General features: G+C 67.1%; 23 protein-coding genes. 4 read left to right on the forward strand and 19 right to left on the reverse strand.

The annotated features are described in order from the left end of the window. Window positions 1-353: 353 nt before the first annotated feature. The 17 genes from M3330_RS23615 to M3330_RS23695 all read right to left on the reverse strand — a co-directional run bounded on the left by M3330_RS23615 (window position 354) and on the right by M3330_RS23695 (window position 17,617). The gene (locus M3330_RS23615; protein ID WP_119699132.1) at window positions 354-860 is read right to left on the reverse strand and encodes a DUF4913 domain-containing protein; all 507 of its coding nucleotides are present in this window, start codon (window positions 858-860) and stop codon (window positions 354-356) included. A gap of 2 nt (window positions 861-862) precedes the next feature. After that, window positions 863-2,854 carry a type IV secretory system conjugative DNA transfer family protein gene (locus tag M3330_RS23620; RefSeq protein ID WP_255029304.1) on the reverse strand — a complete coding sequence of 664 codons (1,992 nt, stop codon included), beginning with the start codon at window positions 2,852-2,854 and terminating at the stop codon, window positions 863-865. A gap of 16 nt (window positions 2,855-2,870) precedes the next feature. After that, window positions 2,871-3,422: a hypothetical protein gene (locus M3330_RS23625; protein WP_255029306.1), complete on the reverse strand. Its 552-nt coding sequence runs from the start codon at window positions 3,420-3,422 to the stop codon at window positions 2,871-2,873. A 14-nt stretch (window positions 3,423-3,436) separates the two neighbouring features. Continuing rightward, the gene (locus M3330_RS23630) at window positions 3,437-5,068 is read right to left on the reverse strand and encodes a peptidoglycan DD-metalloendopeptidase family protein (RefSeq protein ID WP_255029308.1); all 1,632 of its coding nucleotides are present in this window, start codon (window positions 5,066-5,068) and stop codon (window positions 3,437-3,439) included. Further along, the gene (locus M3330_RS23635) at window positions 5,065-5,379 is read right to left on the reverse strand and encodes a hypothetical protein (RefSeq protein ID WP_255029309.1); all 315 of its coding nucleotides are present in this window, start codon (window positions 5,377-5,379) and stop codon (window positions 5,065-5,067) included. Before M3330_RS23635 ends, M3330_RS23630 begins: the two co-directional genes overlap by 4 nt. Further along, a complete protein-coding gene (locus M3330_RS23640; RefSeq protein ID WP_255029311.1) occupies window positions 5,376-7,130 on the reverse strand; it encodes an ATP-binding protein in 1,755 nt (584 codons plus the stop codon). The genes M3330_RS23635 and M3330_RS23640 overlap by 4 nt, the downstream gene beginning before the upstream one ends. An 18-nt stretch (window positions 7,131-7,148) precedes the next feature. Further along, window positions 7,149-8,654 carry an SCO6880 family protein gene (locus M3330_RS23645; protein WP_255029313.1) on the reverse strand — a complete coding sequence of 502 codons (1,506 nt, stop codon included), beginning with the start codon at window positions 8,652-8,654 and terminating at the stop codon, window positions 7,149-7,151. Then, window positions 8,651-10,222, reverse strand: coding sequence for a hypothetical protein (locus M3330_RS23650; protein WP_255029338.1), 1,572 nt, complete (start codon window positions 10,220-10,222; stop codon window positions 8,651-8,653). Before M3330_RS23650 ends, M3330_RS23645 begins: the two co-directional genes overlap by 4 nt. Continuing rightward, the gene (locus tag M3330_RS23655; protein WP_220667235.1) at window positions 10,213-11,052 is read right to left on the reverse strand and encodes a hypothetical protein; all 840 of its coding nucleotides are present in this window, start codon (window positions 11,050-11,052) and stop codon (window positions 10,213-10,215) included. Before M3330_RS23655 ends, M3330_RS23650 begins: the two co-directional genes overlap by 10 nt. Further along, window positions 11,049-11,654: a hypothetical protein gene (locus M3330_RS23660; RefSeq protein ID WP_255029315.1), complete on the reverse strand. Its 606-nt coding sequence runs from the start codon at window positions 11,652-11,654 to the stop codon at window positions 11,049-11,051. The genes M3330_RS23655 and M3330_RS23660 overlap by 4 nt, the downstream gene beginning before the upstream one ends. Continuing rightward, the gene (locus tag M3330_RS23665) at window positions 11,651-12,025 is read right to left on the reverse strand and encodes a hypothetical protein (RefSeq protein ID WP_006553222.1); all 375 of its coding nucleotides are present in this window, start codon (window positions 12,023-12,025) and stop codon (window positions 11,651-11,653) included. Before M3330_RS23665 ends, M3330_RS23660 begins: the two co-directional genes overlap by 4 nt. A 16-nt stretch (window positions 12,026-12,041) precedes the next feature. Then, a complete protein-coding gene (locus M3330_RS23670) occupies window positions 12,042-12,335 on the reverse strand; it encodes a hypothetical protein (protein WP_064257214.1) in 294 nt (97 codons plus the stop codon). Window positions 12,336-12,353: 18 nt separating this feature from the next. Beyond that, window positions 12,354-12,926, reverse strand: a complete 573-nt coding sequence (locus M3330_RS23675) for a hypothetical protein (RefSeq protein ID WP_255029323.1) — start codon at window positions 12,924-12,926, stop codon at window positions 12,354-12,356. Further along, complete coding sequence (locus tag M3330_RS23680; RefSeq protein WP_255029326.1) at window positions 12,923-13,696, reverse strand: hypothetical protein; 774 nt, start codon at window positions 13,694-13,696, stop codon at window positions 12,923-12,925. Before M3330_RS23680 ends, M3330_RS23675 begins: the two co-directional genes overlap by 4 nt. Further along, the gene (locus tag M3330_RS23685) at window positions 13,693-14,766 is read right to left on the reverse strand and encodes a hypothetical protein (protein WP_255029328.1); all 1,074 of its coding nucleotides are present in this window, start codon (window positions 14,764-14,766) and stop codon (window positions 13,693-13,695) included. Before M3330_RS23685 ends, M3330_RS23680 begins: the two co-directional genes overlap by 4 nt. Window positions 14,767-14,833: 67 nt before the next feature. Then, window positions 14,834-15,946 (reverse strand): insoluble domain protein, encoded by a 1,113-nt coding sequence (locus M3330_RS23690; RefSeq protein ID WP_255029329.1) that lies wholly within the window; start codon window positions 15,944-15,946, stop codon window positions 14,834-14,836. Window positions 15,947-15,976: 30 nt separating this feature from the next. Then, complete coding sequence (locus tag M3330_RS23695) at window positions 15,977-17,617, reverse strand: cutinase family protein (protein ID WP_255029330.1); 1,641 nt, start codon at window positions 17,615-17,617, stop codon at window positions 15,977-15,979. A gap of 148 nt (window positions 17,618-17,765) precedes the next feature. Here M3330_RS23695 and M3330_RS23700 point away from each other — a divergent pair, with 148 nt between their 5' ends. Together M3330_RS23700 and M3330_RS23705 are read left to right on the forward strand one after the other, a co-directional pair. Continuing rightward, window positions 17,766-18,218, forward strand: coding sequence for a helix-turn-helix transcriptional regulator (locus tag M3330_RS23700; RefSeq protein WP_252174434.1), 453 nt, complete (start codon window positions 17,766-17,768; stop codon window positions 18,216-18,218). Between the two features lie 217 nt (window positions 18,219-18,435). Then, on the forward strand, window positions 18,436-18,783 hold the full coding sequence (locus M3330_RS23705; RefSeq protein ID WP_255029331.1) for a helix-turn-helix transcriptional regulator: 348 nt from the start codon (window positions 18,436-18,438) through the stop codon (window positions 18,781-18,783). On the opposite strand, the gene M3330_RS23710 is transcribed toward M3330_RS23705, so the two are convergent. Together M3330_RS23710 and M3330_RS23715 are read right to left on the reverse strand one after the other, a co-directional pair. Beyond that, window positions 18,780-19,361: a hypothetical protein gene (locus tag M3330_RS23710; protein ID WP_255029333.1), complete on the reverse strand. Its 582-nt coding sequence runs from the start codon at window positions 19,359-19,361 to the stop codon at window positions 18,780-18,782. The two genes, M3330_RS23705 and M3330_RS23710, sit on opposite strands and share 4 nt — an antisense overlap. After that, window positions 19,358-20,440 (reverse strand): hypothetical protein, encoded by a 1,083-nt coding sequence (locus M3330_RS23715; RefSeq protein WP_255029335.1) that lies wholly within the window; start codon window positions 20,438-20,440, stop codon window positions 19,358-19,360. Before M3330_RS23715 ends, M3330_RS23710 begins: the two co-directional genes overlap by 4 nt. A 1,683-nt stretch (window positions 20,441-22,123) precedes the next feature. On the opposite strand from M3330_RS23715, the gene M3330_RS23720 reads away from it, so the two are divergent. Both M3330_RS23720 and M3330_RS23725 read left to right on the forward strand, forming a co-directional pair. Beyond that, window positions 22,124-22,906 carry a ParA family protein gene (locus M3330_RS23720; protein ID WP_255029339.1) on the forward strand — a complete coding sequence of 261 codons (783 nt, stop codon included), beginning with the start codon at window positions 22,124-22,126 and terminating at the stop codon, window positions 22,904-22,906. After that, the gene (locus M3330_RS23725; RefSeq protein WP_006553234.1) at window positions 22,903-23,223 is read left to right on the forward strand and encodes a hypothetical protein; all 321 of its coding nucleotides are present in this window, start codon (window positions 22,903-22,905) and stop codon (window positions 23,221-23,223) included. The genes M3330_RS23720 and M3330_RS23725 overlap by 4 nt, the downstream gene beginning before the upstream one ends. Window positions 23,224-23,293: the final 70 nt, after the last annotated feature.

Consider the following 23,293-nt stretch of genomic DNA (forward strand, 5'->3'; position numbering starts at 1 on the left):
GTGTCGATCCTGAACTGCTATTCGACGAGTAGGCAGCGCAAGGAAACTACCGCCACGCCTCGTCGCAGGCACACTGCACCACTGGATGGAGGATGGCTGCGTCCTCCGCTCGCATGGGACCCGAATATCTATACTTTGCACGCGGAAAGACTGAGATGCAGCGCTTGTCTTCAGAACTCTGGGCAAGTGAAAAGCCAGGCGCAGCTGTGAGGTGAGGTCATAGCCCATGCCGCTCCTCATGAGCAAGCAATATCAGCTGAATATGCCGATATTGCTTGCTCAGGCTTCAGTTTGAAGGACTTGAGCATTTGAGAAGTACCCCACTCTATGGCCGCTCGAGTTTGGCAACGTGTTCACTGCTCTTGGCTCAGAATCCTACTGAGGACGGGGGCAGGCACAGGATCTGATGGCATGGCCGGCCAGCCCAGGAAGCTGCGGTCGGATTTGGCGTTGGCCATCGGTCCGGTGTCGCCGTCGAGAATGACGCGTAGGTGCGGTTCGAGGTGCTGGATCCACCAGGAAGACATCGCAGCCATCGAATCCGACACCCGCGCTTCCTCCCACGCCTGGTACAGCGCGGTCAGGCGGGCGACGACCTCCGGGTAGGCCCACCATCTCGGGTCCCACGACCGGCCCCCGTCGTTGTCGCTGATCCGACGGCGGATCACCGGCAGGAAGTAGCCGTTGACCCACTCGATGACGTTGGCGAACTTCGGTTCCTTCGTCGGAGGTGCGTCCGCCTCGTCGTCGTACTCGTCGGTGTCCTCGTCCGGCTCGTACTCGTCTTCGTACTCATCACCGTCGGGTGCTTCGTTGCTGGTGTCCCACTCGTCGGACGCTGCGGTGTTGACCTCGACCATGGTCAGTCCTTTGCCAGAAACTCGGAGTGGAAGAGCCGGTCGGCACGAGAAGTCTCGGGCGTGGGCTCGAGGGGAACAGGTGCGGTGTCGCTCTGGTCGTCGGCCGGCATGACCATGTCGGCGACGACGACGGGCCGATCGGATTCACCGACAGGCAGAGCCTTCTGGTGGGCGGGGCCGAGCTGTTTGCTGTCCTTCTTCGACTGGCGGATCGCGTCAGCGAAGGACGAGTCGCCCCAGAAGGCCTTGCGGACCAGGATCGGGGTGGCGCCACCGATGGTCACCAGGGCACGGGTTTTCGGCAGGGCCCGCAGGTCCCGCTTCTCGAAGATGGTTTCCTTCTGCCAGTTGTTCGACACGCTCGCCTGGCCGCCGGCGAAGAAGCCGGCGGGGCGACTGCGGGATTCGGTGTCGACGTAGTGGGTGCCGACGGCATCGACCAGGCCGGACAGAAAGGCGTCGTCGTCGACGTTGCCGCCGTACCAGGTCACGCTGGCCGCATCGACCATGGCCTGGAAGGCTCCGCGGCCCCAGACCTTCTCGCCCTGGAAGGGGGATTGGAAGAACGTGATGAGGATGATCCCGCGGCCGCCGAAGTGCGAGTACCAGCGCGGCAGGTCTTCGAGCTTGCAGATGTTGGCCGCTTCGTCGAGCACCGCGGTCAGCGGGAGCGGCATCCGCCCCGAGTCCTGCCGCTCGGAGTACTCCTCCGCGCAGGAAAGGATCTGACCCACCAGGGCACTCGAGAGCGCCGAGGACGAGCCGGGGCCGTCCTTGGACAGCGCGTACATCGTGTCGGTGCCCGTGACGAATTCCGCGGCGATGAACTCCGGCAGATCGTGCACGTGCCGGCCGGGGGTGACGGTGACCCGGCCGTGGGTGTCGGTGCCGATGACCACCTGCCGGTTCGGTAGGACCGCCTCGGCGTAGCGAGGCTCGTCCAGCGGGGCGAGGAAGCGGCGGGCCATGTCGTAGAAGCCGTCGCGCTGCTTGGCGTTGACGGCCTGCTTGCCGCGCATCGTGCGCGCCAGCTCCGGGTAGCCGTGCTGGTCGAGCACGGCCGGGGGGATCTGCGATTGGGTGTGGGTCAGCCACTCGACCACGTGCCGGATGTCCCCGCCGGCCAGGGCGGCGGCGAGCAGGTAGGAGGCGAACAGGTCGCGGGCGTTGCCGTCGAAGTAGGCATCGACCCGGGCACCAGGGTCGGTGGCGGCGGAGATGAAGTACCCGCACACCGCCGCCGCGGACGGCAGGTCGGTGACGGTGCGCAGCGGATCGAACCAGAACGTCGCGCGTTCTTGTCGGTTGCCGGTGGTCACGCCCTGCAGGTCGAAGATCCACACCCGCCCCGCGGTGCGGCGGAGACCGACGGTGTGCGAGTAGACGTCGCCCCGGTTGGACGCCACCAGCGCCGCCCCCGGGGCGTGGCAGATCGCCGGGATAGCGAACGATGCGGACTTGCCCATCCGGGCGCCGGCGAAGGCGATCGCCACGAATTCCCAGGTCATGCGCAGGGTGCGACCCCCGACCACGGTATGACCGAGGGGGATGCCGAGATAGCCGGGATGGTCTGTCGGTATCGCGGGGGCGAGCCGGTCGGCGCTGGCGGCGAGGTACGTCGGGTCGGCCTCGTCGACCTCCCTTGGATCGACCATCGTGCGGGCGAGGCGGTCGATGCGTTTCTCGAACCGCGTGCCCGCGAGCGTCTCGAGCACCCCGAACCGGCGCAGCGCCCACCAGCCGGCCCCGGCGAGAGCTGCGACCAGGACCAGTTCGAGGATCAGGACGATGGTTGCCCCAGCGGGCCAGCTCGTCGATCCCAGCGCCAGGGCGAACAGCAGGCCGATCGGATTCCAGGTGGGGTGCTCTCCCCCACCGGTGTTATAGGCGATCGTCGGCAGATACGCCGCCACAGCGAGGGCGGGGAACGTCTTGAGGATCACCTCGTCGGCGCTGGAGGAGGTGCGGGGCCGATCGCGTCGCGTCTGTGCCATGTCTCGTGCGCCCCTTCTACTGCTGGTATCGGTAGTCGGTCAGCCGCCACCCGTCGTCGGTGCGGGTGACGGTGGTGCGCCAGGTCTGCGGTGTCAGGCGGGTGCTGCGCCCGCTCGCGTGCAGCACCGTCTGGGTGCAGGTCACATCGAGGACCACGGTGCGCATCCCTTTCGGGGCGGCCGGAGTCGAGTCGGCCCGCACACAGGTCGCGGCCACCGCGTCCTTCGCCGCGGCCCACTGCTGCCAGTCCGCATCCGGGCGCACCGAAGCGCGGGTGCCGGATTCGGCGACGGCGAGCAGGTCCCCGCCGAGATACGCCGTGGCCCGGATCAGGGCGTCGGTCTTGCTCTCGTCGATCGCGGGCTGCCAGGACAGGACCATCCCCATGGCCGTGCTCGCGGTCTGTTCGGCGTCGATCTGCCGGGGCGAGAGCGGCTCGAGCACGTGGTGGTCGTCGCTGCCCTCGTGTGTGTGCTGCTGACCGTCGGTGGTGTCGCTGCCGCAGCCCGCCAGCACGACGGCGGCCGCGGTGCCCACCGCCGCGACGGTCACTCGTGTGATCCTCACCGGCTTACCTCCTTTCACTGGTTGCTCATCGCCCGGTACTGCGGTTCGGCGGCGAGGATCGTGTCGGCGTAGGGGCGGGTCTGGACCACGTAGTCGGTGTGCCCGGTGGGGAACCCGCCGGAGTTCAGGACTGCGCCTTCGCCTGCGTTGTAGCCGGCCAGATACAGCTCGGTGCGCCCGTTCGGGGCGCTGACCGTGCCGTCGTCGATCCAGCCGTCGATGGTGTCGGCGATGGTGCACATGTAGTGACCCTGGGCCATGACGGCATCGCCGATGCTGTTCACATCGACCCGGCCGTCGCCGTCGTAGTCGCGGCCGTAGCTCGCCCAGGTGCCCGGCATGAACTGCGCCGGTCCCATCGCGCCGGTGACCGACACCGGTGCGGAGTCTCCGTGGCGGAAACCGTTCTCAGCGGCGAGCTGAGCGGCGAGCAGCGAGGGTTTGATCTGCGGGCAGATCGACCCGGCCCGCTCGATCCACGGAACGAACTCCGGTGGCACGGTGCCGTCGGCGAGGTAGTCGCCCACCCCTTCCCCGGAGATGAGGCAGTCCGCCGCCATCGTGGTGGCGTTGCCGCTGCCCCCGGGCAGCGATCCCCACGACACCAACCTCTCGTCGGTGCCCTGACCGTGGACGCTGATGTGCACGTGGTCGTAGTGGTTCTCGGTCTCGCTGCCGCGGTCTTCCATCAGACTCGGGGCACCGCCGACGGGGTAGTAGGTCTGCCGCCAGATCACGTACTCGACATTGAAGAACTCCGCATTGGCCAGCACGTAATCGGTGATCTCGTCCCCGAGAGCCACCCCGTCACCGGAGCGATAGTTCGCGATCATCAGATCCACAGCCCGACCTTCGGTGTGATCGCTGGCGTAGCCACCATCGGCACGCCACCCCCCGATGCTCGCGATCCGGTCCCCGAACTTCAGGTGGGCAGCGCGAGCGAGTTTCTTCGCATCGACCTGCAGGCCCTGCTCGGAACCGGCCGACGGCGGCAACGGCTGCGCCAAGTTCCCCTCCGGCGGGGCGGACGGCACCGCGGTGGGTGGCCCGGCCGGGGTCTGTCCCGGTGCGGGAGCGGAGTCGTAGTAGGGCAACGGGTCCACCGCCGCGGTGCCCCAGCCGCCGGGCCAGACTTCCCAGTGCAGATGCGGGCCGGTCGATTCCCCGCGATTGCCCACGGTGGCGATCTGCTGACCGGCGCGGACCTGCTCGCCGACGGCGACGGTGTAGGTCTCGATGTGCCCGTACACGGTGGACACGAGCTGACCGCCGATCACATGATCGAGCACCACCCACTGCCCGAACCCGCTGGCGGGGCCGGCCTGGCGCACCACCCCGTCGGCCGAGGCGTAGATCGGGGTGCCGATGGCCCCGGCCAGGTCGATGCCCTGATGCTCGGTGCCCCAGCGCGGGCCGAACCCGGAGGTGAAGGTGACGGTGGAGGGATCGACCGGCTTGATGAACGAACCCGTCGGTGCGAGCCGGTCCCCCGATCCGAGACCGGTGCCGGGTCCGAGGCAGCTCGTGCCGTTCTCGCGATCTTCCTCGTCCGCAATTCCCATCACCAGGATGAGGAGCAGGAAAAACGGAATCAGTGTGAGCGCCAGAATCAGCGCGATCAGGCCGGTGCCCCCCTTGCCGTTCACCGCAGGCTCAGATCCTCGGCGGCGATGCCGTGCTTGCGTGCCAGCGCCCGGTTCAGCTCCTGTGCCAGTGCCAGCTCCGCTTCCAACGCGGCGACTTCCTGCGGGGTGCGGCGAGGGCGCCGGCCGGAGCGGTTGACCCAGCCCCGCACCGTCGTCTCGGCCACATCCAGCTGCGCAGCGGCCGCTCGCGTAGCGGCGGTGAAGCTGTCCCCGGCCTTCATGCGCCCCAGGACCGTCTCGATCGCGGCCTCACGGGTGAGGTCATCGACCAGGGTGTACCGGCGACGGCCGCGACGCTCCCGCCGGCTCATGCGGCGACCTCCTTGACTCGGTCCTCGTCGGCGGCCCGCAGACGGGCATCGGTGTCGTGAATCCCGGAATCCTTTTCTGCCTGGGGCACCCACACCTTGAACGGGGTGCCCGGTGTTGCGCCTTCGCCGAGCTTGAGCAGGAAATGCCCGACACCGGCGGCGGTGCGCGTGCTCTCGACTGCGCCGGTGCCGTCGTCGCCGGCGCTGCTGCGGCGTGCCTGGCGCAGCGCCTTCTTCTCCTCCACCGAGGAGGTGCTGTCGTTGGCCCAGCCGGTCACCATCGCCCGCTCAGCGCGGGAGAACTTCATGAACCGGCCGAGCCGGTCGAGTTCGGCCTCGGGAACCGGGCCGACGATCCGGGCGCGGGAGCGTTCGATCATGCCCAACGCCCCGACCTTCTCGAAATCCGCAAGCGAGTGCGTGACCATCGTCATCGCCACACCCATCGACCGCTGCAACCGCTGCACCGCATCCAGACGCGCCACCGCCGAGCTGCCGGTCTGGATCACCTGCCAGACCTCGTCCAAGATGATGTGCGCCGCCAGGGCCTTGGCACCGGGCACCTTGTTGTCGGCCAGGATGTGCGCCGCCTCCACCGCCGCGAACGCTTCGTTCCACCCGGCCAGCAGCACCGCAGCGCGCATCAACTCATCGCCGGGCGGTACCGAGGACATGTCCAGGTCCACCATCGGCTTGGTGATGTCGATCCGAACGGTGCTGTGCCGGTTGAAGGTCTCCCCGAACCGGCCCTTGACCAGCGCGCGCAGCGAGCGCAGCAGCGGCTTGATCTGACCGCGGTATTCGTCCTCGGTGTCGGCCACCGCATCGTCCATCAGCTCCTCGGGGCCGGTCGAGATCAGCTTCAGCAGGTCCTCGAGGCGGGCTGCGTGGTCGTTGTCGAATCGCGAGCCCGGGGCGTAGAGCAATCGGATTGCCGAGGCGAGCAGGGTTTCCTCGAAGTCCTTCAGGGGGCCGCGGCGGACGATCTCGAGCAGGGCACAGATCATGTTGAGCTGGCGAGCGTGCAGCGCGAACTCGGCCTTTTCCCGTTCGAGGGAACCGGCGGGCAGTTGCTCGATCGCATCCCCGATCGGGCCGCGGTCGAGCGGGTTGATCGCGCCGGTGCCGTAGCCGACCTCGCTGACCTGCCCGCCGACCTGCTCGGTGAGCACCCGCAGGTCCGGCTTGACGTCACCGGGCACGAGCACCAACGTGCCACGGGCGATGTCGCCGAGGGCGATCCGGCGCAGCAGCGTCGACTTGCCGAAGCCGTTGAGCGCGCAGATGAAACAGGATGGCGCGGTGATCGCCTTCATCTTCCAGGCGTAGAGCGGATCGAACCCGACGGCCGCGCCGGTGGTCAGATGCCGACCCAGCGGAGTGCCCAGCAGCGGAGCCTTCGCCCCGACGATCCACGGGTAGATCCCGGCGACCTGCACCGAGGTGCCCCGGTATTCGACCGGCGGCATCACCGTCGACATCCGGCCACCACCGACCCCGTCGAATCCGCGGTCGTCGAGCTCGGCGAGCGGGCGGTCGAAGCCGTCGGAATTGATCCGGGTCAACCGCTCGACCGTCGCCCGGCGACTGTACTGGCGGTTGACCAGGCTTTTCTTCCATGCCTTCGTGATGCCGGTGGCCGAGGCCGCCTGCTCCTCGAGACGGGACAGCTCGTCGTCCGACAGCAGAGTCTTGGCGATCTTTTCCGCTGTGAGTAGCCGCGATGATCTCGTGGCGTTGCGTTCACTCATGGATGTGCCCTTTGTGTGTCAGTTGCTGAGGAAGCTGGGAATGGTGGTGTGGTCGGGGGCGATGACTCCCACGCCGAGGGAGGCCGCGAACGCTGCGCCCTGCCAGCACCACGAGCGGCGGATCGTCAGCCGGCTCTGCCGCGAGAGGTCCTCGACCAGGGCGTCGATCTTCGGCACATCGGAGCTGCCGGCCGGTTCGGTCACGGTCACCAGCACCCCGAAGCGCACCATCCCGGCACCGCGGGCCTGTTCCATGCGGGCCTGGGCCGTGGCCGCCAGCTCGATCTGCGACTTCGCCGAACCGATCGATCCGTTCTTGAGCGACCCACCGTGCGCTTCGGCCATCGCGTTGCGGTAGTCGCTATCAGCGATGTCGGTGGCTTCCCCGGCCGAATGCGGCCGGTAGATCACCGAGACCCGCTTGAGCGGCACCGCCTCGTTCGGGGCCAACAGACGCGCGAGCACCCGTTCGGTCACCGCTCCCTTGGGGGCTTCACGCATCTCCCAGGTCACCGACACCGCACCGTCGTGGACGTACTTGCCGCCGTCGGCACTTTCCAGGGCAGTGCGGGGACCGCAGTCCTCCCAGGTCAAGCCGGTGCCCTCCCCGGAGTACACGCCGGCTTCGACATCGACGAGCGAGGCCGGGTCGTAGGAGCGGCGCACGAACGCCATGATGTCGTCGGCATCCATCGGCGAGCACGGCACACCGGCCCGTGCCGCGGCCGCGGTCAGACCGGGCAGACGCCGGCCGAGTTCGACGGCCTGTTCGGAAGGGTCCTGCTTGCGTTCGGTGGTCTTGGCCTCGAAGGTGATCGCGATCCTCGCTGCGAGGCGGATACCGCCGGAGGTCAAGCCGGTGGCGAGCTGGTAGGCCGCATCGCGGGCCAGCTGCGGGGCATCGGCGCGGGTGTTCTGGTGCACCGTCTCGTACAGCTCGATGCCGGTCTCGGGCAGCGTCTCGACGGTGGTGACCACCGCGAGGATGTCCGAGGTCTCACCGGCCCCGGACAAAAACTGTGCCCAGTTGCCGACATAGTGGTCGATCACGTCCTGATCGACGGCTTCGGCGCCTTGGGGGTAGGCGTCGAAGACGACGGTGTAGGCGCCCCGGCTGGGCATGTGGATCATGCCGAAGGTGCGCCCGTCGGAGTCGATGCCTTCGTAGAGCTCGGTGTCGCCGAGCACGCCGGGAAGACGGTAGGCCCGCCCCGGAACGCGGGAGAACGTGCCCGAGGCGTAGGCGTGCTCACCGCGGCGACGGCCGCGCCAGAACTGGAATCGCATCAGTGCCCTTTCGTAGCCGGAGCGGCCGTCACGGGAGATGACCAAGGGGATGAAGCACACGATCACCGGGATGGCAAGCAGCAATGCGACCGTCATGCCGAGGAACAGGCCCGCGATGATGACGACAGCTGCGGCGGCGATCCCTGCGATCGAGGTGCCGAAGGTGGCTCCGAGCAGGCCGGTGCTGCGGGGCCGGCGCCAGTTGCCGTAGGTGTTGAATGTCGGCTCGTTGCTCACTGTTCGAAGCCCCCTCGGTTGAACTGGTGGCCGGCCCCCGTCGCCACAGGCGCATCGGAGCCGGAGTGACCGGAACCGCCCGCGCCGGAGCTGCCGGATGCAGCGGCGCCGGGGCTGCCCGAGTCGTTGCCCTGCGGGCCACTACTGCCGACGGCGGCGCTGCCGCCGGCGGACGGAGTTCCGTTCTGATTGCCGCCTGCCTGTCCGCTCCCGGCGCCACCTGCGGCACCGAAACCGGACGGGGTAGCCCCACTCGGAGAATTCGAGGCGGTCGTCGAGGTGGTGCTGGTGGTCGCCGCGCCGGATGCTGCGCCGCTGGCACCTCCGGTGGCGATCATTCCGCCGACCTTCGCGCCGACTGCGGCCGCGCCGGTGGCTGCGGCCAGGCCGCTGCCGCCGCCTCCGAGTGCGCCGACGTTCGGGACGATCAGCCGCATCAGCGCGGGCAGCACCAGCGCCGCGGCGGACAAGGTGATGACCCCGGACAGGGCCATGAACCCGTCGCCGTTCTCGGGGTCGGTGATGGTCGGGGTGGCTTCGAGGAACAGGATCGCCGAGACCCCGATCACGAACGCTCCGACCGGTTTGACCAGCAGGAATGCGATCGTCCAGGCCAGCATCTTCTCGTATGCCTGGCTGCCGACCTTGGTGCCTCCGGCGGCGCCGGCGATCGGCAGCGCCGCTGCCATGAGCACGAGGATGCCGGTGCGCAGCAGCATCAAGAACGCCATCATCAACCCGCCGAGCATGCCGATGATGCCGATCAGGAACAGCAGGCCCACACCGGCCGGACCGGAGTACAGAGTGATCGAGACCATCGCTTCGGCCAGGCGGGACGGGTCGGAGCCGACCGCACTGTCCATGAACCACGCCGAAATCTGGTCCGACAGTTCGGTGCCGAGCACGATCAGCGTCGATGCTCCCCCGGCGAGCACCGCCGCACGGGCCATCTGTTTGAGGCCCTCTTCCGAGGTGTCGCGGATCGCGCCGGATCGGGCCAGTGCCAGCCGGCCACCGAGCAGGATCAGCGACAACGACAGAGCCGCGACCTGGATGTAGAAGGTGTAGTCGTTGACCGTCGCCACGGTCGTCTGGAAGGTGTCCCCGTCCATCTCGGTGCCGGTGATCCACCATCCGAGCGCGAACTCGAGCACCGCGACACCCGCGTTGCCGATCCACAGCGCCGTCTTCTCGACCGCACCCTCAGCAACGCCCCCGGCGACATCTTCGATCGTGCCGATACCTGCATCGACCGCGGTGCCGACCGCGTCCCCGCAGCTGGGCAGGTCCACGTCGCCGATCTGTTCGGCGATCCAGCCACCTACGGTGCCGGCCAGCATTCCACCTGGTGTGCAGGTCAACGTGCCGAGGGTGGTCTCCAGCTGCTCGAAGCCTGTAGCTTCCTCGTCGTCGACCTGGGACGAGTCGTCAGTAGCCGTAGTGGGTGAGGAATCGGTGTCCTGCGCTGCTGCGATGTGCGCTCCCGTGAGGGCGAGGACACCGGCAACGCACGTCACGGCGACAACCCGGATCAGTGCCGCCCCCAGGCTGCTGCGGGTCACCACCATTGTTGCCACCCGTCCGCCGACAGGGATTCGTACTCGACACCGAGGGCGGTGGAATCGGCCTGGAGCACCCAACCGGTGCCCTCACGCCAGACCATCGGGATCTTCGAGACAGCGATCTGGGTCGAGCCGTTGGGGCGTTCGACGGTGTAGCCGAACTTCACCAGAGTCAGATCCGGGTTGAACAGCACGTTGACCATCGGCATCACCGACGCCGGCGTGTCATCGGCAATCCCCAGCGTGGAGAACTCACCTTTCGGGTCCGACACCAATCCCGCCTCGGTCGCCATCTCCAGCCGGTTCCCGCCCGCGTACGCATATCCGAAGTAGTGAGCTGCTGCGAGTGCCGCTCCTTGCGCGGTGCGGGAGAACCCGGTGGCGACACCGTTGTCGGTGAACCCGGTGGGACCGTCGGAAGTCGAGAACGGAAGGTCCATGTTCCCGTGGATGCGCTGGAGCATCACCCCGCTGGGGGCCTGGTCCGCCGGACGGTTCGAGCTGGCCAGGGTGTCGGACAAGATCACCCCGGCGGGCTCGAGCGGAACGTAGATGACCCGGTTGGTCCTGTCGAAGACCGGGTCCGGCTCGAACAGTCCGTCCTTGTCCTGAACGGTGGCGCTACTGCCGGTGGTCGGATCGAGAGAGACCAACGGCTCTGAGTCCTCGCCTCGGAAGACCATCACCAGGCTGACCACGACACCGACGACAACGATGAGGGCCACCGCCGCCAAGCCGATGGTGAGTTTGGTGGCCGACGAGGCACGTTCGTTCTCGGCGTCGAGTGAGCCAGTGTTCTTCTCGTGGGTCGAGTCGGTGGTGTTCTGCTCGGTCACTTGCGGGTCTCCTCGAGATCGACCAGCTCCGACGGCAATGCGTCGAGAGCGGTGATGGTGGCGGCGGTCTCGCTGGGCAGGTGCAGTCGCCAGTCGTCGTCGATCCACACCACTTGGGTGGTCGAGGATGCGAGCGAGTCATCGGAGAAGCGCTGCACGACATCGACGGTGGCGGCGGTGTCGCTGTAGTCGGCGATGGTGTAGCCGACGATGGTCGGCACCATCTCGGGGTCGGTTCCCGAAATCTCCACCAGCCCCCGGTGGGCGGCGTACAGGTCGCGGCCTTCGCCGGGTGCGGCTACACCGGCCAGGATTTGGGGCCAAGCGCGATCGGAAGCGGTGGACAGCTGTACCGACTGGGTGATCGCCGCCAGCGCCGCTCCCTGTGGGGTGTGGCTGAATCCGGCGAAGGGTTCCCATTCACCATTGCTGGGGCCGTCGGTGGTGCCGATCGGCACCTCGATCCCGCCGACGGTGATCCACCGGTTGATCTGCGGTGGATCGGTGATCGACAGCTCGGACTCGGGGGTGTGCGATCCTCCGCAGCTGGTGGCAACCAGCGCCACCGCAACCACCGCTGCTCGCGCCCACCGACGCATCATCGTTCGTTCTCCTCGTTGCCGGATTGCTGTTGCTGTTGCATCTGTTCGAGCTGGTCGATGACCGTCGGGGAATGGCCGCTTCCGATCTGCTGGGCTTGGGGCCCTTGGGCGGTGGCCAGCAGGATCGTGGCGATGGTCGCGGCCACGCCGCCGGCGAGGATCGCACCGATGTTCGCCGCGACGAACTCTGCGGCGGTGGGGGATTCGATGCCGGCACCGTGCTTGTGATCCCAGGCCAGCCGTCCGCCGACGAAGATCACTTTGGCCACGCACAGGATGAAGACGATTCCGGCCGCGTACCCGAGCAGCGTTTGGAAGCCGTCGACGACCTCGCCGGGAAGGGGAACAACCCCTTGGGCGGATACCTGCATCGCTTGACCCCCGCCCCTATGCCGCAGAGGTGACGGCGCCGAGGATCTGGTTCGCCGAGATCGCCACGATCGCGCCGACGAGCGAGCCGACGAGCATCTTTGGCGAGTCCCCCGAGCCGTGCTGCCACTTCTCCCAGGCGAACTTGCCGCCCGAGAAGATCAGGGCCGCAACACACGCGAGCGTGACGCCCCACAACAGCCAGTTCAGCAGCTTGAGCAGGCCGTTCGCGCCCGGAGGCACTTCCGGGTTGATGTCGAAATTGACGGCACCCTGCGCGAGATACGCGGTATCTACAACCGTCTGGAGCATGAGTTGTCCTCCGTGTGATTACTGCACCGACCACAAGGTCGGCAGACTCGATTGGATTGCCGTGACGACGCCGACCCCGGCAGCGATCACGTCCTCGGGAACGTCGATGACCGCTCCCTTGGTCTGGATGGGCACGCCGTCGAGGGCGCGCCAGGTGGGAAGGCTCGATCGGGCAGCCGAGGCCAGGAAGCGGTGCCAGCCGATCGACCAGTGCGCCTGCACTGCGCCGGTGACGATCGAACGCAGTTGGCGCACGTCCTTCGGCGGCGCTCCGGCCGCGTTCGCCACGGTCACCAGGCCGAGCAACTCGCAGGCCAGATCGCGGTTGCGGTGTTCGAGGATCAGATCGTGGGCGCTGGACAGACCCTGGATGGTTTCGCGGCAGACCACCACGACATACGGTGATTCGACCTCACGGTCGGTGCCGCACGGCCACTGGTGTTGCGCGTCGTCGGCGAAACTCCAGTATTGGGCCAGGGTGGACACGCCGGATCCGCCGTGCGCGCCGAGCAGCCACACCGCCGGTCCGGGGACGGCTACCGGGTACGGCTCGACCCGAGCCTCGAAACTGATGCGCTCTCTGCTGCTCATGCCAGCTCCTCCGTCCCGGCCCCGTGCTCGGTGTCGTGATGGCCGGCCTCGATGCGGCCGAGGGCGTCGAGCACGTCGGTCCAGGCATCGATCGAGGCCACCGACAGATGCCGGTGATCGACGGTGCCGGGGCGCGCCAGGCTCGCATCGAAGGGAACTTCGACGAACCCGGCGGTCAACGGGGTCAACGCCTCCCGGATCGGGGTCAGATCAACCAGGCGCTGCGGAAGCTGATGCGAAATCGACACCACCGTGCGGGAAAGCACGTCCGGTCCGTAGGTGCGCATCAGCCATTCGAGACCGTCGCGCATCCGGCTCAGCGGTTCGGATCGAGCCGGGGCGACGACGACGATCGCGGCACCGGCGTCGATCAGCGGAGCCAGACGGCGCGAGCGCAACGCCGTTCCGACATCGTGGATACGGGCGAGATGACGATCGGCGAGCAGACTGTCCACCAGCACCGAATCGGAGGATTCGCCGTGACCGACGACCACGGCACCGGCCGTGCTCAGAGCCATGCGTGAACTAAGCTGACGGATCGCCCGGGATGGGTCGATCGGTTCGACACCGACACGATCGAGCAGGTTCCCGCCGCCGAAGGTGCCGTCGATCGCCGCGACCTGCACATCGGTTCCCAGGCGCAGGGCAGTGGCCAGGCCGAAACAGGTCGTGGTCGCGGCCGCTCCCCCGGATCCGGCCACCACGATGGCCGAGAGGTGTTCGGGCTGCTCGATTTTCGGGCTACGGCGAAATGCAACAACGTTGTTCATCGGTTCTCCACGTTCGCGATCTTCACGCCGCCGTCGGCAGGCATGGTGGTGATCCACTGCTTGTGGATGCCTTCGTCTCCCACGGGCGGGAACTTCAACAGCACATCGACCGACCAGCGGTTGGGGTCCTCGGTCGGCAGCACGGTCACGCAGTGCTCGGTCCCGGCCGGAACAGCATCGATGAAGCTCTGAATATCGTTGCCGGGCAGAACCATCAGCTCTGCGACTGCCTTGCCGTCCCGCTGGACGTAGTAGGCGTGCTCGAACGCCTGGATCACCGCCGGACCGGAATCGCGTCCGCCGGGGCCATTGCCGACGATCCGGCCGGGCTCGGTGACCGGGGCGCACCACGGCGGGGCTGCCACCGCCTCGGTCGTGGTGGGGGTCGCCGACGACGAGGCCACTGCGGTGACCGGCGGCAGCGGCGCCTCCGGTTCGTCGGTGCCCGTGCTCATCACGTTCACTACCACCGCGGACATCGCTGCCAGGGCAGCGATACCGCCACCGACGAGCATCCAGCTCCGGGACCGATCGCCACCGGGCTTCGCGGGAGCAGCGACAGCGGTGTCGGTGACCGGCGCAGCGGCGGTCGGCTCGACGAGTTCGGGCGCGGCCGGGGCGCGACGGGGAGCACGGCTGCGACCGATCGCGGACTTGAGTCCCCCACGGCTGCGCTGCGAGATCACCAGCGGTCCTCGCGGAATGTGGGCGCGCACCCAGTCCGGGGCGGTGGCATACGGGTCGTCGCCGGCCTGCGTGTCAGGGTGCGCGGCAGCGCCGGCGCCGTCCGGGTCCTGCGGGATCGGGGCCGGTGCAGTGTCGACGACGGGGGTCTCAGCAGCGCCGATCGGCTCCAGGTCGGTCTGGATGACCGCATCGTCGTCGGATTCCCAGGTGGTCTCGGCAGCGACCGGCTCGAGGTCCGAGTCGGCCACCGCCGCGTCGGCGATCGTCTCGTCCGGGATCGGGAAGTGCACCGATCCGGTGTCGGTGTCTTCGGTGGGAGTCGGTTGCGGCCCGTAGTGCTCGGTTACGTCCGGGAAGAGTGTGCCTCGATTGTCGGTCGACAAAGTGTTTCCCCTCGTCGGGTGGTGGGAGCGGGGCTACCCGCCCCCACCGGAAAACTGTTCGGGCAGGTCAGGCAGGCACGATGCCGTCACCGATCGCGGTGGAGATCATCTCGGCGGCAGTGCCGGCCGAACCGCCGAAGAAGGTGTCCAGAGCGTTGTCCACACCGGCGATCACGCCTTCACCACCGGGCTGGACCTTGACCCACTCACGGACCTGCGAATCGACCTGCGGAGCGGTGTGCACGACGTTGCGGACGGCGTCGGCGGCGGCCTGTCCGACCGGGCCGGAGGACTGCCACTGCTCGACCGTGGAACCGGCCTGCTCGGTGAGCACGTCCTCGCCCACGTCGGGCAGCTGAACCTCGATGGGCTGGCCTTCGTCGTCGCCGGCACCGAAGGCGGTTCCGGCAGCCAGGCCGGCCGCGCCACCGAGTGCTGCGCCGGGGACCGCACCGACCGCAGCGCCGATCGCTGCTCCGGCTGCGGTCCCGGCGACCCCGGTGGTGACCTCGGGCAGCACCGGGATCGGCAGCGGCACCACACCACCGGCGGTGGCACCGGCGATACCGCCGATGGTGCCGCCGATCAGGGCACCGGGAACGGCACCGGCCGCAGCGCCGGCTGCCGCACCGGCCACCGTCGCGCCGATCTGAGCAGCAGCGACACGATCGGCACGGCTGGCTTCGATACCGATCGACTTGTAGAACGTCGCCACGTCCGATCGGATCAGACCGGCGGTGTTGTTGGTGCGCTCCCGGTCGTCGTCGGTGACCCAGTTCGGCTGGTTGAAGTGGAAATCGCCGATCATGATCTTCTCGGGCGGAGCGATGTAGATCGGTTCGGGGGTGACCGGCTGCGGGGCACGCAGCTGAAGCGGGTTGATCGGCGCCGGGGTGGACTGCCGCTCATAGCGGTTGGTGTCGTAGTTGTAGTCCGGCAGCGGCGCGTACTCGCGCTGCTGCGTCGGCGGCGGGGTCCAGTAGATCTGCTTGGCCGGCGGTTTCGGCGCGCTGGTGGTGCCGCCCTGGGTGGACGGTGCCGGGGTGGTCACCCCGCCCTGAGAGGGCAGCTCGACCGGAGCTGCCCAGGCCACACCGGTGCCCGCTGCCACGATCGCGGCGGCCGTGGCGGGCACGACGCTCGCCTTGGCGATCCGTGACGGCCTGTGATGCTTGCTCATCAGTGGTTCTCTCTTCTGTCGAGGCGTGAATCAGTTGAGTTCGGCGGCCGAGATGCCGCCTTGATCGAGCACCGTCGGTCCCGCGTCGACCACAGTCGTGGTGGTCACGGCCGGTTCCGGGGTGGTGGACGTCGCCGTCTGTGACGACGGGGTGGTCGAGGTGGTCGCCGACGGCCGGACCGTCGTGGTGGTCGGCGTCGTCGACGTGGAGGTCACCGTCGTAGAGGTGGTGGAGTCGGCCGCAGCGCTGAGGTCGGATGCCACCGCAGCGAGCCAGGACGCAGCGAACCGGGTCGGGGCCTGCCCGCTGGCGGTGGCCGGGACCGACCCGTAGGAGCCGTGTTCGGCGGCGACATTGCGCACCGTCGTCATCGCCACCAGGTCGAACGCGTCCCGGTTGGCCTTGACCTCGTTCTGCACGACCTGGAACGCCTGCCGCACCAACCGCTGCGAGGTCGCCGGCGGGACCAGCTCGGGCAGCACACTGACCGTCTTGGCCGCGAGCACACCGAAGGCCGCAGCCGGATTGGCCAGCCCAGCCGCCGCGACCGCCGCGATCGTCTCCGGGGTCAGCACCTTCTTGACGACCGTGACCGCCGCGTTGATGCCGATCAGCCCGACCTTCATCAACGCTGCCGTGACTTCCTGCCCCGTCGGCGGCGTCGCCCGAGGATCGGATGCCTCGGCCAGACGCTGCGAAATGGTCTTCTTCGGCTGGACCGAGATCGCCGACAACGCGCTCTTCGGCGCCTGAATGTCCTGGTTGACCACATCGACGGCGGTCTTGAACGCCGTCGACGCCAGCGCCCGTCCGACCGTGGAGATCGCGACGAACGGATCCCCGCCGACCTCGACCTGACCGGCGACATTGACCACCGCCCGCACGACCGGCGCGTTCGCCGGCGCATCACAGGCCAGATCCCCGCCCTGGCACCAGGACAACACCCGCCCCGACAGGCTGCCGTAGCTGCTGGTCAGATCGGCGACCGGCCCGATGCCACCCCCCTCGGGGGCGGTGAACGACACCGACGACAGCGCCTTGACCGCCTCCCCCCTGGTACCGGGAACCGGTGACGGGGCCGTCTGCGGCGTCCCGGGGAACAATCCCGATCCGGGGCTGCGGGTCGGCGCGCCGAACAAGGCACCGGCTGCGACCGAGCGGGCCGGAACAACCCCGGTGCCCTTGCCGACCGACCGCAGGAAGTTCGATGCGGCATGGGCGCCCTGGGAGAAGCCGACCACGGCGAGCTTGGCCGAGGGGCACTGCGAGAGCACCTTCTGCGCCGCCAGGGACAGGTTCTCCTCCCCCGCGGTCACCGACTCCACATACGACTCGGTGCCGCCGGGCGTCAGACCACCGAACGAACCGGGATACGGCACATACGCCCGGTCCACGCTCGCGCCCAGCTGGCGGGCCTGATCGAGCAGCGGCCCCATGATGTTCGCCAGCATTCCGGTATCGACCTTCACCGGCGCATCGGGCGAGGTCTCGGTGGTGCCCTGCATTCCGAGCACGTACAGATCCGGGCAGTCCGAGACCAGCTCTCCAAGCCAGTGCGGTTCATCGCCCGTACTCGACTGGGCATAGGCCGGGGCGGTACCCAGGCCGGCAGTAGCCAGCACAGCTGCCGAAAATGATACGGCTGCAAAGCGTTTGGGCCACGCGCTCATATTCCCCTCCTTCGCGGCTACGACCTTACTCCAGATCGAAGGTATTTCCCACAGTTATTTCCTACAGAATGTCGGCGGTGATTTCCACCTAGCTGCGCATATGCGGCAAAGTTGGTGCGAGAGTTACCGGAGTGGACCCGAGACGGAGGTGAGTGTGCCGCGCCGCGCCCTGTACGGGTTCGATCCCACCCGGCTCACCGAGGTGCGCCGCGAACGGGGCCTGTCCCGCTCCGACCTCGGACGCTTGTCCGGGGTCACGTACAACACCATCCGAAGCTGGGAGACCGGCGAGGGAGCACCGAGCCCGAGTGCGCTCGAACGCGTGGCCTCAGTCCTCGACGTCGCAGTGAGTGAACTTGCCGTCGTGCCGGACGGGGTACAAACCCTGGCGAGCTGGCGGACCCGACAGGGCATGGCGCAGGCCGACATTGCTCACGAACTGGGGTTGTCGAAGTCCACCTACTCCCGTCTCGAACGGGGCGAGCGCCCGTTGACCGATGCCGAATGCCTGAAGCTGGCACGCATCTTCGAGACAACCGAGGAACAGGTGAGAGCGCTGTGGATGCGCGCTCACCGACGGTCGAGCAGACCGACACGGTGACCCCGCCGGCACATTCACCCGCACTCCTGCGTTTCGCCGACCATCCGATCGGAAACCCCCCGAAGGTCAAAATCACGATCGTAATATTACCGTGGTGATAGACGATGGACGTAGAGGAGCCCCCACAGCGGCGAGTCGATTCACGCAGTGGGGGTGGTTGTAGATTTGACAAGCCCGGTTCACCTGGCCGTTGTCGAGATTCACGAGGAGGTCCACCGTGGCGACGTTCGCCGAAAAGCTCCGCTACCTGATCGACAACGTCCACCCCAAGGACCGAGGCCCGTTCACCATGAACGAGATCGTCGATGGCATCCGCAGCAACGGCGGATCCATCACCCAGGGCTACATCTCCATGCTGCTCAACGGTCAACGCCCCAATCCGGGCCTGAAAGTCGCCCAGGACCTCGCCGACTTCTTCCGCGTCCCGCTGCAGTACTTCGCAGACGACGACTCGTTCGAAAAAGCTGTGCGGTACATCTCGTGGGTGCAATCCCTGCGAACCAAGGACGTCGAAGCAGCTGCTCGCACCTACAACCCCTACGACGACGAACCCACCCGGCCCTAATAGGGGAAGTTCACGATCGCGAGATACGTCAACGGCGCAATGACCAGGCCAGTGACGGCACCGACCGCAATTTCTTTCCTCGTGTGATGCTTCAACCTCATCCGGGACCATGCGATCGCCGGCGCGAGAACCAATCCGGTCCACCACCAGGGGGACAGTGCGACCGCGAGGACAGCGACAACGCCGCACCACACCCCCAAGTGCACCGACGCCTTGACGCCGACCCCACTGGTCCAGACTCCGATCCCCACCAGGGTCACCAAGCCCGCGCACGTCAGGGCGATCATCTCTTTCGGCCCCTGGGCTACGAGCTGCACAACGAGCGCCACAAGCACCAGGACGAGGATCGCCCCGATCAACCCATGACGTTCCGAATGCTCCGTCACGTGATGGTTCCCGATCCGATCACGCACCATCCCCCACACGATCAACGCCATCGGCAGCACCCCGGCGAAGAGCGCAACGAAGGCGCCCCAGCCCGGATGACCGATCGCGAAACCGAGAATCAAGCACGACGCGATATTCACCGTCCACGGCGCAGCGATCTCGGTCAACACCCTGGCCACCAGGTCTTTCACTTCCGCATCTCCGCCTTATCGCAGAGGTGAATATCCTGGAACGCCCTACCGACGGCGCGCACCCACTTGACCGCATCGAACCCCACCGGGGGCCGCAACCCATCGACCCCGATGCCCCCGGACTCGCCGGTGTCCACCCACCGCGCGATCGACTCCGGAGTCGCAGGCACCCCATGTTCGGGCAACTTGTCCACATCGGCCTGCATCGACAGCGCATCGAGCACCTCATTCGCCCGGTCCGCGGTACGCCGGGACGGATCGAACGAAGCCCACGAGCCCCGGATCACCCCCGGCCAGCGTTCCTTCACCACCACCGTGTACAGCTCCGCGAAGTCCCGACGCTGCTTCTGACTCCGGAACACGCCCTCGATAGAGGACCACAGCAGCCCGAACGTGGTCAGAACCGCTCCGATCAGAGCCAGCTGGGTCGTCAGATCCAGCGCATACGTCGAGGTCTCGACCCACCCGAGGCGCGCAGCGACGATGTATCCGCCCCGAATCCACGCATACGATGCCAGCACAGCAACCCCACAGGCCAGGATCGCCAGCCCCCGCCCTGAGGGCGTGCCCAGATCCCAACCTAGCAACACGACCACAGTGATGACGGTGCACAGCACGGCTGCCACCCCCATCACGAAGGCCGCGGAGTCGGCATAGCCCGGCAGATGCACGTAGAGCTCGTCGAACTGGTAACCATCGGTCGCCTGAGGAGCGTCCTCCGCCGAGAAGAACAACGCGACCGCCACCGCGGTTGCAGCCGCCGCTCCTGCCGACAGAGGTGCGATCCACCGCCGCTGACGATCCACGTCGGGCACCCGAAGCGCCACGATGATGATCGACGCGCCGAGACAGATCCCGAAGAAGATCCCGTGCTTGACCGCCGACGTTGCGTTCGCAACCCCCACGGCCTCGCTGATGAGCCGATCGACCGCACCGACATTCACCGTCGTGTGCAGCGCCATGAAGATGAACACCACAGCGGTACCGAGCGTCAGAACCGAGCGCGAAGTGCGCCAACGCCACAACCGAGTGAGAGCCACCCACCACAACAAGACCGACACGACGATCGAAGCCAACACCGCTACAACGCCTCGTTCAGCAACGATCGAATCCGAGCCGACCGAGCCCCACCTGCCCCGGCAATCCGCCGACACAACTCCGACGCGAACGCCTCCGCCTCCACCTCGAGGCGCCGCCGAGGCTCGTCGAGACCGTCGAGCTGGCCACACTCGCGCAGCATCAAACTGGCCATGTCATGCCACTCCGGGGGAAGCGTCCGTTTTGCAGTCTCCAACGCGGGCACCCCCCTGTGGCCCAGCAGCATGTGCCCGAATTCATGAGCAACGGTCCGATCGGGAGTCGCGACCCACGGGGCGTAGTGAATCTCGTCCCGTTCCGGGTAACTGCGCCAGACCCCAAAGACGCCAGGGGCGAGATCGTCACTACGGAGCACTTGCAAGGGACGGTCACGGAGCCGCTCGATCGTCGGAATCAGCCCGAAGACGGACGCTGCTTCATGCCCCCGCGCATGTGCAAGTAGTTCGCTCACTACACCCACTACCGGGTCCATAGACGCCCTCCCATTCCTCGGCGCCTCACATCGCTCTATAGAGAACTCGGCACACAACAAGTCGAGGGGTCGCAGCAATCGCGTCGACAACCGACATCCCCCCGACGGAACATCGGCGAATCCGGAGATTCGACCGTGGGCATCGTACCGAGTTCTACGGGCTCGAAATGTGATCTGTGGCACCACGTCTGCAGATGTGCGCACGACACGATCGCCCCTCCCCCGCCACCCCGTCGTGGTAGGCGGCCCTACCCATCCATCCCGGAGAAGGTCAGCAATGCTGGCATACCTTTTCGTTTCTTCTGTTGGCCGGCCTTGTCAGCAATGCCATCGACCCCTCTCCCATAAAGGATCGGGAGGAGCCGGGTGATCAGGCCCTTTCAAATAGGCGTTCCGCGTCTCGTGCATGCACTGCGTGCAATGCGTGTGCGTCACGCAAGTGAGCTACGCGTGCAGAGCAATCAGTGGATGCATCGCATGCGTCGCGTGTATTGCGTGCATGGCATGCACTGCGTGCACGCAATGCACATGTTGCGTATGGTGCACGGCGTGTCTGCAACGCAAGCCACGCGAGATACGCAAGGATTGCACCGTAGGCACGCCACGCACGGCACGCCTGCAACGCAAGCCACGCGAGATACGCAAGGATTGCACCGTAGGCACGCCACGCACGGCACGCCTGCAACGCAAGCCACGCGAGATACGCAAGGATTGCACCGTAGGCACGCCACGCACGGCACGCCTGCAACGCAAGCCACGCGAGGAACGCAAGGATTGCACCGTAGGCACGCCACGCACGGCACGCCTGCAACGCAAGCCACGCGAGGAACGCAAGGATTGCACCGTCGGCACGCCACGCACGGCACGCCTGCAACGCAAGCCACGCGAGGAACGCAAGGATTGCACCGTGGGCACGCCACGCACGGCACGCCTGCAACGCAAGCCACGCGAGGAACGCAAGGATTGCACTGTCGGCACGCCACGCACGGCACGCCTGCAACGCAAGCCACGCGAGGAACGCAAGGATTGCACCGTGGGCACGCCACGCACGGCACGCCTGCAACGCAAGCCACGCGAGGAACGCAAGGATTGCACTGTCGGCACGCCACGCACGGCACGCCTGCAACGCAAGCCACGCGAGGAACGCGCCGTGATGCAACACGGACTCGGATCATCGACTGAAAGGTGCGCAATGCAACCACGCAAGATCGCCATTGCCAATCAGAAGGGCGGCGTGGGCAAGACTGCAACAGCACTCGGCCTGGCCAGTGCTGTGTCAGCGAAAGGGGGCAAGGTCCTTGTCGTCGATGCCGACTCTCAGGGCAATGCCACCAACGGCCTCGGTGTGACCCTCGAAGGCGACATGCTCACCACCTACCACCTGATGAACCAGACCGTCGAAGGTGGCGCAGCAAATGCCGTCATAGCGACCGACTGGGGCGGAGTCGACCTGATTCCCGCAGACGAGGAGCTCGGCAAAATCGAGTCCGATGGCTCAAACGACCTGGTCTTCCGCCTCGATGTCGCCTTCGAAGGCCTGGATCTGAGTCCCTACGACGTCGTGCTGTTCGACTGTCCACCAAGCTTGGGCAAGGTCCTGTTCGCCGTCCTCATCGCTTGTGACGGGGTGGTAGCTGTCACCGAACCGACGATCGACAGTGTGCATGGTGTCGAACGCCTCGACGAAACCATCCGTACGGTGCGCAAACGTGCCAACCCTCGCCTCAACTTCGACAAGATCGTCCTCAGCCGCCGCCGCGGCACCGCCGAGCACAACTTCCGGGAGACCGAGCTGCGGGAGGTCTATGGCGATCTCGTAGCCCGCACGATCATTCCGGAACTGGCGACTCGTCAGGACGCACACAGCGCACGGACACCCATCCACCAATTCCGAGGTGGTCGCGCGATTTCTCTCCAAACCGCCTACAGCGATCTTCTTGCCGAACTGTCTCTCACCACTGGAGGTGCATCGTGACCGCACAACGTCAGCCGGCGATCCGCAAGACCCACCCCGCCGAAGAACTGCCCGAACGCCCCACGCGCATCGAGCAATCAACGCCCGCGCCGACCCCAGTACCTGCACGTTCGGTCACGCCGTCAGTGACGGGAAGCGACACCGATCCGGCAGAGGGCCTGTCGGCGACGCACAACACGCGAATCCGTCCGAGCATCAAGGCGCGGCTGCGTAGGGGAGTGGACAAACTTCGCTACGAGACGGGAGACCGAACCATCAGCGAGGCGTCGATTACCGACAAAGCGCTGCAGGAGTACCTCGACAAGCACGGACTCTGACGTAGCACTACGACCCCCAGCACTGCGTGCGTTGCAGGCCCGCGACGCACGCAGTGCAGGTCCCCTACGC

It is taken from the genome of Rhodococcus sp. GA1 (genome assembly GCF_024321955.1).
Taxonomy (GTDB): domain Bacteria; phylum Actinomycetota; class Actinomycetes; order Mycobacteriales; family Mycobacteriaceae; genus Rhodococcus; species Rhodococcus pyridinivorans.

Bases quoted from the DNA above. Each gene is read 5' to 3' on its own strand.
- M3330_RS23615 (WP_119699132.1), bottom strand. From the start codon at position 860: ATGGTCGAGGTCAACACCGCAGCGTCCGACGAGTGGGACACCAGCAAC.
- M3330_RS23620 (WP_255029304.1), bottom strand. From the start codon at position 2,854: ATGGCACAGACGCGACGCGATCGGCCCCGCACCTCCTCCAGCGCCGAC.
- M3330_RS23635 (WP_255029309.1), bottom strand. From the start codon at position 5,379: ATGAGCCGGCGGGAGCGTCGCGGCCGTCGCCGGTACACCCTGGTCGAT.
- M3330_RS23640 (WP_255029311.1), bottom strand. From the start codon at position 7,130: ATGAGTGAACGCAACGCCACGAGATCATCGCGGCTACTCACAGCGGAA.
- M3330_RS23650 (WP_255029338.1), bottom strand. From the start codon at position 10,222: ATGGTGGTGACCCGCAGCAGCCTGGGGGCGGCACTGATCCGGGTTGTC.
- M3330_RS23660 (WP_255029315.1), bottom strand. From the start codon at position 11,654: ATGATGCGTCGGTGGGCGCGAGCAGCGGTGGTTGCGGTGGCGCTGGTT.
- M3330_RS23665 (WP_006553222.1), bottom strand. From the start codon at position 12,025: ATGCAGGTATCCGCCCAAGGGGTTGTTCCCCTTCCCGGCGAGGTCGTC.
- M3330_RS23670 (WP_064257214.1), bottom strand. From the start codon at position 12,335: ATGCTCCAGACGGTTGTAGATACCGCGTATCTCGCGCAGGGTGCCGTC.
- M3330_RS23675 (WP_255029323.1), bottom strand. From the start codon at position 12,926: ATGAGCAGCAGAGAGCGCATCAGTTTCGAGGCTCGGGTCGAGCCGTAC.
- M3330_RS23680 (WP_255029326.1), bottom strand. From the start codon at position 13,696: ATGAACAACGTTGTTGCATTTCGCCGTAGCCCGAAAATCGAGCAGCCC.
- M3330_RS23690 (WP_255029329.1), bottom strand. From the start codon at position 15,946: ATGAGCAAGCATCACAGGCCGTCACGGATCGCCAAGGCGAGCGTCGTG.
- M3330_RS23695 (WP_255029330.1), bottom strand. From the start codon at position 17,617: ATGAGCGCGTGGCCCAAACGCTTTGCAGCCGTATCATTTTCGGCAGCT.
- M3330_RS23720 (WP_255029339.1), top strand. From the start codon at position 22,124: ATGCAACCACGCAAGATCGCCATTGCCAATCAGAAGGGCGGCGTGGGC.